Annotated in this window: 11 protein-coding genes; 4 read left to right on the top strand and 7 right to left on the bottom strand. The window is 49.0% G+C overall.

What is annotated here, in order from left to right; genetic code table 11:
* Positions 1-3: 3 nt before the first annotated feature.
* From L9P36_RS00280 to trxA, 3 genes are all read right to left on the bottom strand, one after another.
* Positions 4-981, bottom strand: a complete 978-nt coding sequence (locus L9P36_RS00280; protein WP_237464039.1) for a hypothetical protein — start codon at positions 979-981, stop codon at positions 4-6.
* A 113-nt stretch (positions 982-1094) separates the two neighbouring features.
* The gene (gene rho / locus L9P36_RS00275; protein WP_237464038.1) at positions 1095-2354 is read right to left on the bottom strand and encodes a transcription termination factor Rho; all 1260 of its coding nucleotides are present in this window, start codon (positions 2352-2354) and stop codon (positions 1095-1097) included.
* A 217-nt stretch (positions 2355-2571) separates the two neighbouring features.
* Positions 2572-2898 (bottom strand): thioredoxin TrxA, encoded by a 327-nt coding sequence (gene trxA / locus L9P36_RS00270; protein ID WP_237464037.1) that lies wholly within the window; start codon positions 2896-2898, stop codon positions 2572-2574.
* A gap of 124 nt (positions 2899-3022) precedes the next feature.
* Here trxA and rhlB point away from each other — a divergent pair, with 124 nt between their 5' ends.
* Both rhlB and gppA read left to right on the top strand, forming a co-directional pair.
* The gene (gene rhlB / locus L9P36_RS00265; protein ID WP_237467806.1) at positions 3023-4321 is read left to right on the top strand and encodes an ATP-dependent RNA helicase RhlB; all 1299 of its coding nucleotides are present in this window, start codon (positions 3023-3025) and stop codon (positions 4319-4321) included.
* Between the two features lie 27 nt (positions 4322-4348).
* Positions 4349-5836 carry a guanosine-5'-triphosphate,3'-diphosphate diphosphatase gene (gene gppA / locus L9P36_RS00260; RefSeq protein ID WP_237464036.1) on the top strand — a complete coding sequence of 496 codons (1488 nt, stop codon included), beginning with the start codon at positions 4349-4351 and terminating at the stop codon, positions 5834-5836.
* A gap of 91 nt (positions 5837-5927) precedes the next feature.
* Here gppA and asnC read toward each other — a convergent pair whose 3' ends face one another.
* Positions 5928-6389 carry a transcriptional regulator AsnC gene (gene asnC / locus L9P36_RS00255; RefSeq protein WP_237464035.1) on the bottom strand — a complete coding sequence of 154 codons (462 nt, stop codon included), beginning with the start codon at positions 6387-6389 and terminating at the stop codon, positions 5928-5930.
* Positions 6390-6833: 444 nt separating this feature from the next.
* Here asnC and L9P36_RS00250 point away from each other — a divergent pair, with 444 nt between their 5' ends.
* Complete coding sequence (locus L9P36_RS00250; protein WP_237464034.1) at positions 6834-8993, top strand: bifunctional diguanylate cyclase/phosphodiesterase; 2160 nt, start codon at positions 6834-6836, stop codon at positions 8991-8993.
* A 60-nt stretch (positions 8994-9053) separates the two neighbouring features.
* Positions 9054-9827, top strand: a complete 774-nt coding sequence (locus L9P36_RS00245) for a class I SAM-dependent methyltransferase (RefSeq protein WP_237464032.1) — start codon at positions 9054-9056, stop codon at positions 9825-9827.
* Positions 9828-9857: 30 nt separating this feature from the next.
* Here the strand turns inward: L9P36_RS00245 and L9P36_RS00240 are convergent, their stop codons facing one another.
* The 3 genes from L9P36_RS00240 to torA all read right to left on the bottom strand — a co-directional run bounded on the left by L9P36_RS00240 (position 9858) and on the right by torA (position 14784).
* A complete protein-coding gene (locus L9P36_RS00240; RefSeq protein WP_237464031.1) occupies positions 9858-11222 on the bottom strand; it encodes a glycoside hydrolase family 18 protein in 1365 nt (454 codons plus the stop codon).
* 319 nt (positions 11223-11541) lie between these two features.
* Complete coding sequence (gene torD / locus L9P36_RS00235; RefSeq protein WP_237464030.1) at positions 11542-12219, bottom strand: molecular chaperone TorD; 678 nt, start codon at positions 12217-12219, stop codon at positions 11542-11544.
* Positions 12220-12309: 90 nt separating this feature from the next.
* Positions 12310-14784, bottom strand: a complete 2475-nt coding sequence (torA, locus tag L9P36_RS00230) for a trimethylamine-N-oxide reductase TorA (RefSeq protein ID WP_237464028.1) — start codon at positions 14782-14784, stop codon at positions 12310-12312.
* Position 14785: the final 1 nt, after the last annotated feature.

Genomic DNA, 14785 nt, shown 5'->3' with positions numbered 1-14785 from the left:
CCCTCAGGGAATAGGGTGATTCAATGCATTCAGTAGATGTTTACGCGCCATCCCCTGACTTTTGGTCAGTTGCTCAGCCAACCACTGCTGATGGCCCGCTTGCTGCATCAGCACCGCGACGTCTTCACCATGCGCGGTACTAATCTGTGATAACAACTGCGCGGTCGATGCGGGTGCCAAATGTTGTAACTGAGCCAGCTGCATAATCGCGGCTTTTCTCAGTCCCTGATTTTCAGCGGCGACCAATAACTGCTGAATTTGCCATTGCTGATTGGATTGCTGCGCCAGCGCATTGAGCGCCGCTAAACTGTAATGATCGGCGCGGCGACGCCACAATAGATGATAGAGTGCCGGATCGCCGGTGCGCTGCGCCAACGCAGACAGCACGCCATTATCCGGCAGCCAAATAAGGCTACCTTGGTCGAGAAACTGCTGGCGGAAATGTTGAATCGCGAGATGTGACAGGCTGGGAATTACCGCAATCAAGTTATCGCGACGCTGCTGATAATGACGTCGTTCCACATCCATCAGAAAGAGCGATAAACTGAGGCCGTTATTTTCGATATCTTGGTATAACCGCTGCTGCTGGCCATTTTTAAACCACAGCGACAATAAATATTGTCGCGGCGCGGCATAGTCAAATGCCAAATGACGCAACACGTAACCATCACCTTGCTCGCTCACCATCACCTGCACATTGGGCTGATTAGCCAGCCAAGTAACCAAGGCTGCATTCAACTGTTCAGGCTGAATACTTTGCACCAAAGACAGGCGCAGAGCCTCTTCTGTCGGCCGGTCAAAACCGCGCAGACGATGCTCTAAGCGATCAAAATCATGATCCTGTAGTAAGGATTTTAAAGGCGCGAAGGCCATTTGAGCTTGTTGCTGATAGTGGTTCAGCTGAACCTCATCCAGCTGATAGGCCCATACCCGCGGCCACCACAATAAACAGCAACAGCATAGGCAAATCAGCCGATGCATTCTTATCCACCTCCCTGCAGATAAGGTCACTGCGCTGATTGAATCTTTTACAATCAGCAAAAATAATAAAAAGACGCCAAATTGGCGTCTTTTTATTCTATCGCAATGGCAACTTAAGAGCGGCGCATTGCGTCAAAGAATTCATCATTGGTTTTGGTCATGGCCAATTTATCGATGAGGAATTCCATGCTTTCAGTTTCGCCCATTGGATGAACAATCTTACGAAGAATCCACATCTTCTGAAGTTCATCAGGCTTGGTCAACAGCTCTTCACGACGGGTGCCTGAGCGGTTGAAATCAATCGCTGGGAATACGCGTTTTTCAGCAATCTTACGAGACAAGTGCAGTTCCATGTTACCGGTACCCTTGAACTCTTCGTAGATCACTTCATCCATCTTCGAACCCGTATCCACCAATGCGGTTGCGATGATGGTCAAGCTACCACCTTCCTCAACATTACGCGCCGCACCAAAGAAACGTTTTGGACGATGTAGGGCATTGGCATCCACACCACCAGTCAATACCTTGCCTGAGCTTGGTACCACTGTGTTGTAAGCACGTGCCAAACGGGTAATGGAGTCGAGTAGAATCACCACGTCTTTTTTGTGTTCAACCAGACGCTTGGCCTTCTCAATCACCATTTCAGCAACCTGTACGTGACGGCTTGCTGGCTCATCAAAGGTTGATGCAACCACTTCACCTTTGACTAGGCGTTGCATCTCAGTCACTTCCTCAGGACGCTCATCAATCAGCAGAACCATCAACTCACACTCAGGGTGGTTGTAGGTAATGCTCTGTGCGATGTTTTGTAGCAACATGGTTTTACCCGCTTTTGGCGGTGCCACAATCAGACCACGTTGACCCTTACCGATTGGCGAAGCCAAATCCAACACACGTGCAGTGATATCCTCAGTTGAACCATTACCACGCTCCATCACCATACGCTCGTTGGCGTGCAGTGGCGTCAAGTTCTCAAACAGAATCTTATTGCGCGCGTTCTCTGGTCGGTCAAAGTTCACTTGGTTTACTTTCAACAACGCAAAATAGCGCTCGCCATCTTTCGGTGGGCGAATCTTGCCTGAAATACTGTCACCAGTGCGAAGGTTGAAACGGCGAATTTGACTAGGAGAGACGTAGATGTCGTCAGGACCAGCGAGGTAAGAACTGTCAGCGCTGCGGAGGAAACCAAAACCATCTTGAAGAATTTCGAGAACACCGTCACCGAAAATGTCTTCACCGCTCTTCGCGTGCTGCTTCAGAATGGCGAAGATCATATCTTGCTTTCTCATTCGAGCGAGGTTTTCTAGCCCCATCTCTTCGCCTAGCGTAACCAGGTCGGAGACTTGCAGTTTCTTCAATTCAGTTAAGTTCATTGTGGTGGGTTTCTTGTTTGTCACAATCGAGGATTCGTGTTGAGTTAGGGAAATTGAACAACCCTGAGGATGGGTTGAAAGTCGGAGTCAAGCAGCATTGATGCTGAATTGCTTAAGTGCGCTAAACTTAGCACCAAAAGTTGATATCGTCTAGTAAACAACCAATAAAAACCGTGTGCAACACGGGGTTACACACGGATAGTGAACGCCATCGCAATTATAGATTGGCGTCTAGGAACTCTTTCAGTTGAGTTTTAGAAAGAGCGCCTACCTTGGTTGCAGCGACTGCGCCGTCTTTAAATAGCAACAGGGTAGGGATACCACGAATACCGAACTTCGGCGGGGTTGCCGCATTGTTGTCGATATTGAGTTTGCATACTTTAAGTTTGCCGTCGTACTCGTCAGCAATCTCGTCAAGAATTGGGGCGATCATTTTACAAGGACCACACCATTCTGCCCAAAAGTCAACCAGAACTGGGGCCTCAGCTTTTAGTACATCTGCTTCAAAGCTGTCATCACTAAGCTGAACAATCTTATCGCTCATCTTCTACTCCAATTGTTTATTTTTTCTGTCCATCTGTTGCCAAATTGACACGAGATTGACAAATGTTGCCCTATTTGAATTGAATCCGTTTCGTATTGCAACCCTTAGCTGATATTCTATGCGAATGAAAAATACACATATGACAGAGCAAAAATTCGCCGACCTAGGCTTGGAGCCTAGCGTTTTAAAGGGTTTGGAACAAAAAGGGTTTAACTTTTGTACTCCCATTCAAGCTTTGGCGTTGCCGGTGGTGCTCTCCGGCCGAGATATCGCAGGTCAAGCGCAAACAGGTACCGGGAAAACCCTGGCCTTTTTGACTGCCACTTTTAACCACCTGTTGACTCACCCAGCGGCAGAGACACGCAAACAAAATCAACCGCGTGCGATTATTTTAGCCCCAACTCGTGAATTAGCGATTCAAATTCACAAAGATGCGGCACCGCTCATTGAATCAACGGGTCTCACTGCAGGTCTTGCCTACGGTGGTGAGGGCTATGATAAGCAACAAGCGACGCTAGAAAATGGTGTTGATGTGCTGATCGGCACCTGTGGACGTGTGATCGATTTTGCTAAGAAGCGCACCATTAGCCTAGGCGCGATTCAAGTGGTGGTGCTTGATGAAGCCGATCGCATGTTCGACCTTGGTTTTATTAAAGATATTTACTACTTGTTCCGCCAAATGCCAAAAACTGCAGAGCGCTTGAACCTGATGTTCTCCGCGACTTTGTCACATCGCGTACGCGAGTTGGCCTTTGAGCATATGAACGATGCTGAATATGTGGAAGTCGAACCGACCCAAAAAACCGGTCATCGCATCACTGAAGAGCTGTTCTACCCGTCCAACGAAGACAAAATGCCACTGCTGCAAACTTTGATTGAAGAAGAGTGGCCAGAGCGTGCGATTATTTTTGCCAATACCAAGTCTGCCTGTGAGCAAATTTGGTGTCACCTTGCAGCTGACGAACTGCGTGTTGGTCTACTCACAGGTGATGTTCCGCAGAAAAAACGCGTGCGTATTTTGGAAGAATTTACCCAAGGCGAGCTCGACATTTTGGTGGCAACCGATGTTGCCGCGCGTGGTTTGCACATTCCTTCCGTGACCCATGTATTTAACTACGATCTGCCGGATGATTGTGAGGACTATGTACACCGTATCGGTCGTACTGGTCGTGCAGGTGCCAGCGGTTACTCCATCAGCTTTGCTTGTGAACGCTTTGCGATTAACTTGCCAGCGATTGAAACCTATATCGAACACTCCATTCCAGTGTCTGAATATGATCGCAGCGCGCTGCTCACCGATTTGCCAAAAGCATTGCATTTACCACGTCGCCCACAAACTGGTGGCAACAATCGCCGTAGCGGTGGTAATAACAATCGTGGTGGCAACAACAACCGTAATCATCGCGGTCGTCGCAGCAACTAAGTTGCGCACAGGAAAGCAAGGAAGTTTATGGCGTCATCGTCTCTCTATGCAGCCATCGATTTAGGCTCAAATAGCTTTCATATGTGGCTAGTACGCCACGTTGCAGGTCGGGTACAAACCGTGGCAAAAATTAAACGCAAAGTGCGTTTAGCCAGCGGTTTAGACCAAAATAATGTGCTTAGTGAAGCCGCCATCGAACGCGGATTGGCGTGCTTAGCTCTGTTCGCTGAGCGCTTACAAGACATCCCCACCGAGCATATTCGTGTGGTGGGCACCGCAACGTTGCGGGTCGCAGTCAATGCGGCCGACTTCCTTGTGCGGGCCAAGCAGGTGCTTGGCCACGACATTCAAGTGATCGATGGTGAACAAGAAGCAGCCACCATCTATCAAGGCGTTGCCTATACCACCAGTGGTCATGGGAAACGCCTCGTGGTGGATATCGGCGGTGCCAGCACTGAACTGATCATTGGTGAACAAACCCAAGCCAAACTACTCAATAGCCTAAAAATGGGCTGCGTGACTTGGCTTGAGCGCTACTTTAGCGATCGCTGCCTCAACGCCAGCAATTTTGATACCGCCATTGCCGCCGCCAAAACCATGCTCGCCCCTGTAGAAGCCGATTATCTCAATTTAGGTTGGGATCTCTGCGTCGGTGCCAGTGGTACGGTACAAGCGCTGCAAGAGATTATGATGGCGCAGGGGATGGATGAGCAGATCACCCTCGATAAGCTTTATCGCCTCAAACAACTGGCGATTGAAAACGGCCGCTTAGAAGAGTTGGATATTGATGGCTTGACGCTAGAGCGCGCACTGGTCTTTCCAAGTGGATTAGCCATTTTAATCGCGATTTTTGAGCGCTTTGCCATTCACAGCATGACCCTAGCGGGTGGCGCGCTGCGTGAAGGTTTAATCTACGGCATGTTGCCCGATGCCAAACCGCAAAACGAAGACAACTGTGAGCGCACCATTCATCAGCTGATGACCCACTATTGTCTTGATAACGCTCATGCCAACCATGTCGCTGGCGTTGCTAGTCAGCTACTACATGCATTGTCTGAAGCTGATCAGCAAGCCATTGCACCGCTGTTAACGAGCGCCGCACGCGTACATGAAATTGGCATGACCATTAATTTCAAAGGGGCGAATCAGCACGGCGCTTACATTATTCGCCACAGCGATATGCCCGGCTTTAGCCGCTCACAGCAAGACTTTCTAGCACAGCTTTTAGCACGCTGTCATGAGCCGTTGCAGCCGCTCGATTGCCAGCATGCGCTACCGCCACAACAAGCGATTTTTTGTTTACGCCTACTGCGTCTGTCAGTAATTTTGGGGCAGCGTCGCACCTATCCGCAAAGCGTGCCTGCACAGTTATGCTGTGAGCAAGGCAACTGGCAGCTGACCATCGCCCAAACTTGGCTCAATCAGCATCCGCTCATCGCCTTTGAATTACAGCAAGAAGCGGTGCGTCACAGTGATATGGGCTGGCCGCTCAGTATTTGCACCAGCGCCGATTAATTCGCTCATGCAAAACAAAAGCAAAGCAAAAAAGCACGCCAAGGCGTGCTTTTTTATTGCGTCACCGAGGGCGACCAACATCGTCATCCGGTTAGGGGATCACATTACGTTTGATTGGATTTTGCAGTGAAATCAGTGTCTCTGTGGATTGCACTTCGTCAATCGCTTGCAGCTTATTGATCAGCACATGCTGCAACTCATCAATATTTCGGCACATCAATTTCACGAAAATATTGTAAGCACCGGTGGTGTAATAGGCTTCTACCACTTCATCAAGTGCGTTGAGCTTATCCAGAGCAGACTGATAATCACGCGCAGCATTGAGGTTAATGCCGATAAAACAGCAAACGTCGTAGCCCAACATCTTACTGTTGACCACCACTTCGGTACCTGCGATCAAACCACTGGTACGCATTTTTTCTACGCGCACATGAACCGTGGCCGGACTGACATTAAAACGCTTACCTAATTCAGCATAAGGCGTCTTTGCGTCATCCATTAATGCCGCCAAAATGGCGCGATCTAAATCATCGATTTTTGCTTGTTGTTTCATGTTTTTAACGCAATCGTTTGGTGAATTTATTATGGCCGACTCAATATTCAGAATAAGCAGTTGACCGTATTTTATTTATCGCTCTAATCTACGGCTTGGCAAAGTGTGATCTCACCTCAACCCTTAGTGATATGCCATAGGATGTATATGCGCGTTCTGCTTTCCTGCGTCGCAATTTTTGTAACCAGTATTGCGTCAGCTCAAGAAGTGATGCTCGGCCATTCATATCATCAAGCATTCGAATGGACCAAGGTTTTTTCGCGCAATTTATTTGAGGAGAGCGATCGAGTTCACGGAATACTCGATTTTAATAATCTTACCCGCAAAGGTCACCCTGCCAATTCAACACAATTCCAATTTTATCCTACTTTTCATCGTTCACAGACAAAAGTAGAACCGGTTATTTCATTTGATTCGCCATTAACTGCCAAACCAAACCAATCTATGCTGCAACGCTACCAAAGTGAAATCATTGTTGCCCTTATTCTAGTGGCTCTTTTTAGTATTGTAATTGCCGTTCTAGTGACCATGGTCACTCGGCTCAAAACCAGCCAACAAAAACTCAAACACAATAAAGCCTTATTTAACGGCATCTTTGAGCAGAGTTTTCAGTTTATTTTAATCTTGGACAAAGAGGGGCGGATTGAGTCCTACAACACCGCCAGTCAGCACTTTTTCCAAGTCAACGGTAAGCCACTATTTTGGGATCTCACCCTGTGGCCGGCCAACGCACAACGACAAATTTTGGCGCAATTCCACTTTGCCCAAGACCAAAACAGCGGTTATTGCGAAATTCTCGCCTATCACCCACACCGTGGAGAGTGCGTCATTGAGCTTGGGATTCGCCAGCTACCACCAGTGGAAAACGAGCCACCTTTCTATATGGTTGAAGCGCGCGATGTCAGCACCCGTCGCCATATGGAGTCGCGCATTCGTCAAAGCGAAGCCAACTACCGCATGCTCTACGATCAACAGCCCGTCATGCTGATGACCTTAGATCGCAACAGCCTTATTGTTTCGATCAACCAATATGCCGCATCACGCTTAGGCTACCAACCCCATGAGTTGGTCGGCAAAGATATCACCGATTTTTACCTCAATGACCATCAAACCATTGAGCAATTTTTTCAGCGCACCGCCAAAAATGGCGTCAGCGACAAACGCCAAGTGCGTTTCCAAAGCGCGCACGGCACCTCAGTTTGGGTTAGTGAAAATGCGCGATTTGATGAAAATAACCAGCAATATTTGTTGGTCGGTGAGGATATCACCGCGCATAAAAATCTCACCGAGCAGCTGATTCGTCATGCCCATCATGACCCGCTGACCGGCTTATTTAATCGCAACCACTTTGAACAACAGCTGAGCCTGACCTTAGATAATGCGCGGCGCAACCAGCAGTTATTTGCCTTGCTCTATATCGACCTTGATCAATTTAAGATGATTAACGAGCTAGCCGGCCACAATGCAGGCGATCAGGCCCTCAAACAAGCGGCCAGTGTGATGTCACAACAAGCACCACCCAATGCACTGCTCGCGCGACTCAGTGGCGATGAGTTTGCAATTATTTTGCGTCAATGCACGGCGCAAGATGCGATCAATTTAGGCAACAAAATTATTGCGGCGCTCAGTGAAAACCCATTCTACTGGCACGATAATCCATTCAAAGTTGGCTGCTCCATCGGCATTCGAATGATCGATGAGCGCTGCGTTTCGGCTCAGCAAGTTCACGCACACGCCGACACCGCCTGTCATATCGCCAAGCGCGAGGGGCGCAACCGCATTCACATCTATCACGGTGAAGATGAAGAGCTCAAACGTCATGAAAAAGAGCTTGAGGTGATTTCGCAAATTCGCCACGCCTTACTCAATGAATGCTTTGAGCTTTACGCACAACCAATTTGCGCAATCAATGATCCACAAGCCAAGACGCGCTATGAAATTTTGCTGCGCATGTTTGATGCCAATGGCCAGATGATCTCGCCCGGACTATTTATTCCCATCGCTGAGCGCTACAGCATGGCTCATGAGATCGACCGTTTTGTGATTCAAAGTACCATCGATCTGCTTGAGCAATACCCGCAGTGGGTGGCGCAAATGGGTGGTATTTCACTCAACCTCTCAGGCCAATCTTTGAGTCACCGCGATTTGATTGATGAGCTCATTGAATCCATCAATAACAGCAGCGTTGCCAACCAACTGTTTAGTTTGGAGATCACTGAAACCGCAGCCATCGATAACCTCGACAACGCCATTCACCTCTTTACTGAGCTGCACAATTTAGGCTGTCGCATTGCGCTAGATGACTTTGGCTCAGGCTTGTCTTCCTTTGGTTACCTTAAGCAGCTACCCGTGGATATCATCAAGATTGATGGCATGTTTGTACGCGATATCGCCGAAAGCCAAGCGGACTTTGCGATGGTCAAAGCGATCCACCAGCTGGCACGTGAGCTCGGTAAGATGACCATTGCAGAATTTGTGGAAAACCAAGCAGGCCTAGAGAAACTGGCCGAAATTGGCGTCGATTATGCCCAAGGCTATCACCTTGGACGTCCCGAGCCACTGCGCCAACTGATTGAGCGAAGCGAGAAAGCGCACGCACACTAGGCAGAAAAAAAGCGGCGATGCTATACTCGCCGCTTTCCATTTCGACGCAAAGAGATCGCCATGGCTGTCACGCTTACGGGCACCCCAGACCAATTAGAACAACTTCAACAACTTGCTCTGCGCTGGCACATCGCCATCGATGAACAAAGTGATTTTGTTTTAAGCTATGACGATCAGCAGCGCCTCAGCTTGCAACTCAAAAGTGAGCCAAAACAGGGCGCCGTGATGGTAGATTTTACTGCGGGCGCAGTGGCCCATCGCCGCAAATTTGGTGGTGGTAAGGGACAAGCCATTGCCAAAGCCATCGGCTTAAAGTCAGGTGAAACACCACGCGTACTCGATGCTACCGCAGGTCTTGGCCGCGATGCCTTTGTGCTGGCAAGCTTGGGTTGTTGTGTCGAATTAGTTGAGCGCCACCCCGTGGTCGCAGCGCTGCTCGAAGATGGTCTACAACGCGCCTACCAAGATCCAGAAATTGGACCTTGGATGCAGCAACGCATGACCCTGCATCACGATAGCAGCCATCAAGCACTACTTGCACGAGCGCAAGACCCTGAGCTTCCAGCTATTGATGTGGTCTATCTTGACCCAATGTTTCCACATAAGAAAAAATCCGCGCTCGTTAAAAAAGAGATGCGAGTGTTTCAAACCTTAGTGGGCAGCGATTTAGATGCTGACGATCTACTGACCCCTGCGCTGGCCTTAGCGACCAAGCGCGTGGTGGTCAAACGCCCAGATTACGCGCCCGATTTAAATCACATCGCACCCACACTGCGCATGGAAACCAAAAAAAACCGCTTTGACGTTTATGTCAAAGCGGCCTTGTCTGCTTAATCTCAACGAGCGTTTTCGCGCAATCTCCTTTTAATTAGCTTGCGCGGGTTGGCTGAGCAGCGTTTGATTCATCGCTTTAACCAGCTCAGCCTCAGGATCGCCCGTCAACTCCCAGCTAAATACCCCAGCCAAGCCTTGTGATTTCACATAGCTTGATTTTGCCTGCACAGAACGAACATCATCAAAGCTGATAAAGGCTTGTTTCTCTGGGTTATAGAGGTAAGGGGCTTGCGCGTCTTCATCGTAGTGATAAATGAAGCCTGTATCGGCGTTATAATTGCGCTTGATATCCCAATACATCAGATAAGCAGGCTCTTCGGGATCGGTACCAAAGGTTGCGCCACCTTTTGAGGTAAGCTCACCATTTGGATGCCCTTCAAAGGCTGGTGTACCTTCCCAAGCACGGCCATAGAAGGCGGCGCCTAACACCAGTTTCTCTTTTGGAATGCCCAGCGCAATCATTTGGTTGAGGAAAACATCAGAGCCCATCCCCCACCAACTACGCTCCGTAGCATGCAAGTTAGTCAAGTGACCCGTTTGAGGTCCCCAGCCGCCCAAATAGTCATAGGTCATGGCAAACATGTTGGTGAGATAGGGCGCAGCAGAAGCCCAATCAATCCCTTCCGCTTTAAAGCCAACGCCAACCGCGGTAGACAACTCGTACTGACGGCCTGTTTGCGCGCTTAACGCATCCAACTCTTGGCGCAAGGCTTTCACCAAAAGCGTAAATGCTTTTTTCTCTTGCGCTTTTTGCTCATCAGTCAGTTTGGTGGCTTCATTCCATGGTGAGGTGGTTAAACCGCCGCCACCTGGATACTCCCAATCCAAGTCGATGCCATCAAAAAAGTCATATTTGGCAATCAAAGCTACTGCCGTTTTAGCAAATTGATTGATTGCAGCTTCATCTTTTGCCATGGCATGGAAGGGCTCAGACATAGTCCAGCCGCCAAAGGATGGCAAAATTTTGATATGTGGATTGTCTGCTTTCATCTGCTTAAGCTGAGCAAAATGGCCTTTGTAATCCACATCCACATTGACCGGTCCAAAATCAATTTCTAAGGCTGATTCTTGATCCACCACCACCGCAGTAAAGGGCGCTTGGTTTTCACAGGCAGCTGCAATTTGTCCTTGTACCGTCTCTGAAGCACCTGTATGAGGGCCGCACATACTCAAAAAGGCGTAAATCACATGGGTGAGATCTTGCGCGGGAATATCTTTGACTGTGTAGGGGTTTTGCTTATTGTCGTATTGCCAATCAGCAAAGTAACCTGCGACCACATAGTTGTGTTCTGGACCTTTCTTTTGCGGCGCTTCCGCCACAGTCTCAGTCTTTGAGTTGCAGCCTGTCGCAAGGACAGCAGCGGCAATCAGACTGGCTAGTGTTATTTTTTTCATCGCCATTCCTTTGTTCACGTTAGGGTACAAAGGACAGATTGCGCTTTTTTTGAGCAAAAAGAAGGTATCGATCCACAAAGTGCAGCGCGCACGAAAATTATAAAACGCAATCTCACCAGCTGTTCATAAAACAGCCAGTAAGATCACATCGATAGGAATTTACGGCATCAGCGCTCTTGATCTACGCACTGGCTCAACGCCACTGATGAGCAAAGATCGCAACGCACGGCGTAAGGGGAACTTTGTGAAACGCCTTCAAAGCGCACTTTGTGAAAGTGCTTGTTCGCCGTACCTGATGAAGATACGGCATCAAAGGCAATTAACGTGGTCGCAACGCGTCAACCACATCCCCTAACCATTGGCTTTCAAAATTCAAGAAATCGACCAATAACTGGCTCAAGGCTGGGTAAAAATCATTGCCTTCGAATCGCTGACAGGCATCACACCAAGCCTGTACCCACCATCGCAACTGCTCACCAAGCACCCCTTGTTGATCCACACAGGCTTCAAATAGCGCAGGCGTATTCGCAGCTTTCAATGCCAAGTTGCCCATCAAGTCCAGCTCAATGGCCAAGTGATCAGCGGGCTGTTCAAATTGCTCTGATGCCAAGCCATGTTGCTGCAATAACTCAAGCATCATTTGATGCGGCGCTTGATACAACATCGACACCTCACCATAGTAAAGCGAGGCATAAGGCGGCGCGCCCACGCGCACATCAGCGAGGAAAAGGTCAGCATAATCCGATGCTAACTCTAATTCTGGATAGGGAAAGCTATTGAGCAGGGTAAGCGCATCGCGTAAGCGTTGCACATGCGGTGCTAAGCATGGTTGCTCAGCCAAGGTTGCCAATACATTCTGACCATATTCTGATGAGAGCTCACTTAGCTGCTCCACGGTTAGCTCACCTCCCAACAGATTGGCAAACCACCAATATAGATTGGCGCGAATTTTCATCTGTTGGCGCAGCGTTTGAATTACTTCACTCTCTTCGGTCATACCACCCCCGATTTATTTTATTGGTCGTAAGAATACGGGGGCGGTTACGAAATAACCTTATTTATTATCAAAAAATTGCATGAATACGATCTATTTCACCTCTGTGGGTCCACCAAATGCAGTCACTTTCGGTGCTTTATCGACGAATTTCTCAATACTGACTAAGCAAGTGTTTGCACTGGTTGCCTGCGCCAACTTAGAGGTGCCGATATCTTGGGTCAGGGTATTGGGGTCACCATAGGTATCCAAACTACCAATTTCAGGGCCAATTGGGCCATACCATGCCCCCTCATAAATACGCACCACACCCTGCGGATAAAAGTCGCTGACTCGCGCCCCGGCCACCAATTGGCCGCGATCATTGTAGACCCGCACCAAATCACCATCGCGAATACCATGCTTTTTGGCATCCTTAGGATTGATATACACAGGCTCACGCCCTTTTACCGCATAGGTTTCACGGTATTCGGTGGAATCACACATCTGTGAGTGCAAGCGTTGATCAGGGTGACAAGATTGCAACCAGAAAGGGTGCTTTTTCGAACCGGGGCCACCATGGGAACGCTCGCTCTTTTCCATCCACACAGGATGACCGGGGCAATTATCATAGTTAAAGCTGGCGATTTTCCGGCTAAAGATTTCAATAAAACCAGAGGGTGTGCCCAAGGGATTCAGCTCGGGATCCTCACGAAATGCGGCGTGACGCACAAAGGTTTGCTGTTGATTAAAGATCACTGAACCCTTTTGCCAAAACTCAGCAAAAGGAGGCATCGGATATTTATCGCCATTGCTAGTGCGGCACTCTTCATACAGGCTTTCCAGCCACTCCATCTCGCCCATACCGCGCAAATAGGCTTTCTTCTGACCAAAGCGATCACAAAGATCGGCCATGATGTCGAAGTCGGTGCGCGACTGAAAGAGTGGATCCACCAGCTTGTGCATCGCCAGCACGCCACGCGCAGAGTAGGAACCATAGAGATCGAGATCATTGCGCTCAAACTGCGTACAAGCGGGCAACACAATATCTGCAAAACGACAGGTGGCAGTCCAAGTAAAATCAATGGAAACCACGGTCTGCACGGCTTCAAAGGCACGTTTCATACGGTTACGATCTTGATGATGATGCCAAGGATTGTTGCCTGAAAAGACCATCATCTTAAATTCAGGCAGAGTGACGGTTTTGCCGTTGTAAGCCACTTTTTTACCCGGCTCCAGTAAACAATCCACCCAACGCGCTACCGGAATGGTGCTGCTGTAACCGTTAAAGTCTTGGTTTTGGTGAATTCGTTTTTTGTTGTCATCGGGATTAAGCGGGAAAGAGCCCGGACCTGCTGCGCCACTATCTGGCACCCCAATGGAGCTATAGTGGTGGGCATAACTAATACCGCCGCCAGGCAAGCCAATTTGGCCCAACATTGAAGCCAGTACCGCGCCCATCCAATAGGGCTGCTCACCATGTTGCTGACGCTGAATACCCCAACCAAAAATCAGCTGCGTGCGATTATCGGCAAAAAGATGTGCCAATTCGCGAATGGTTTTCGCTGGAACACCACAAATTTGCTCCGCCCATTCTGGGGTTTTGGCGATACCATCGCCGCCTTCACCTTCACCGGTAAGGTAGGGGAGAAACTTATCAAAGCCCAAGGTGTAGGTATCTAAAAAGGCTTGGTCGTGCTTTTTGTCTTGATACAGGGTGTATGCCATGGCCAGCATCATGGGCACATCGGTTTGCGGGTTGATATATTGATGCTCACAGCCCAATTTTTGCTGGCTTTTGGTAACCACGGGATCAACGCTAATCACGCGAATTTCGCCGGCATCAATCTTGGCTTTGAGCTGATCAAGATAGGCATAGGACTCATGGGTTTCACAATTCCAACCCACCTGTAGATTTTTATGTAGATCGGTTGCCCACAGCACAATCACCTTACTGTTGTCTAAAATCAGTGGCCATGATGTGCCCTGCGCATAAACCTCAGTGGAGCCCAGCACATAGGGCATAATGGTTTGCCCCGCACCGGTTGAATAATCGCCAACCTTTTTCACAAAGTAGCCATGCATCCCCACCGCACGCTGCATATGGTTATTACAGCTGTGCACTTGGCCCGTTTGTCGCCAGCCTGTGTGTCCTGCGTATAGCGCCCAAGGACCATATTCATTTTGAATCCGCTCAAGCTCGACATAGAACAGATCGAGCGCTTGCTCCCAAGTCACACGAATAAAGCGATTGTCCCCTCGGGTTGCGGGATCGGCTTTGAGGTAATCGCGATACCAAGCGTATCGCACCATGGGGTAGCGAACCCGCGATGAACTGTAGATGATGCCGCGAATCCCTTTCAGCATGTCCGTGGGGTTTTTATCAAAGCCAAAGGGCTCGATTTTTTCAACCACACCAGCATGAATCTTGGCGCGAAAAGCACCCCAGTGAGAGCCACTGATTTTCCAAGTATCACCAATAGGGTTGGCTGCAAAAGCCTTGGTTGCGGTTAGCAAGCTGGGACCAATCAACGCCGAAGCGCTTGAAGCCATCAGCCCTTTTAAAAAGCCGCGTCGTGAAATGCTCATA

Origin of the sequence: Vibrio stylophorae, assembly GCF_921293875.1 — a bacterium.
GTDB classification, from domain to species: Bacteria; Pseudomonadota; Gammaproteobacteria; order Enterobacterales; family Vibrionaceae; genus Vibrio_A; species Vibrio_A stylophorae.
This window is presented reverse-complemented; position numbering and strand designations above follow the sequence as displayed.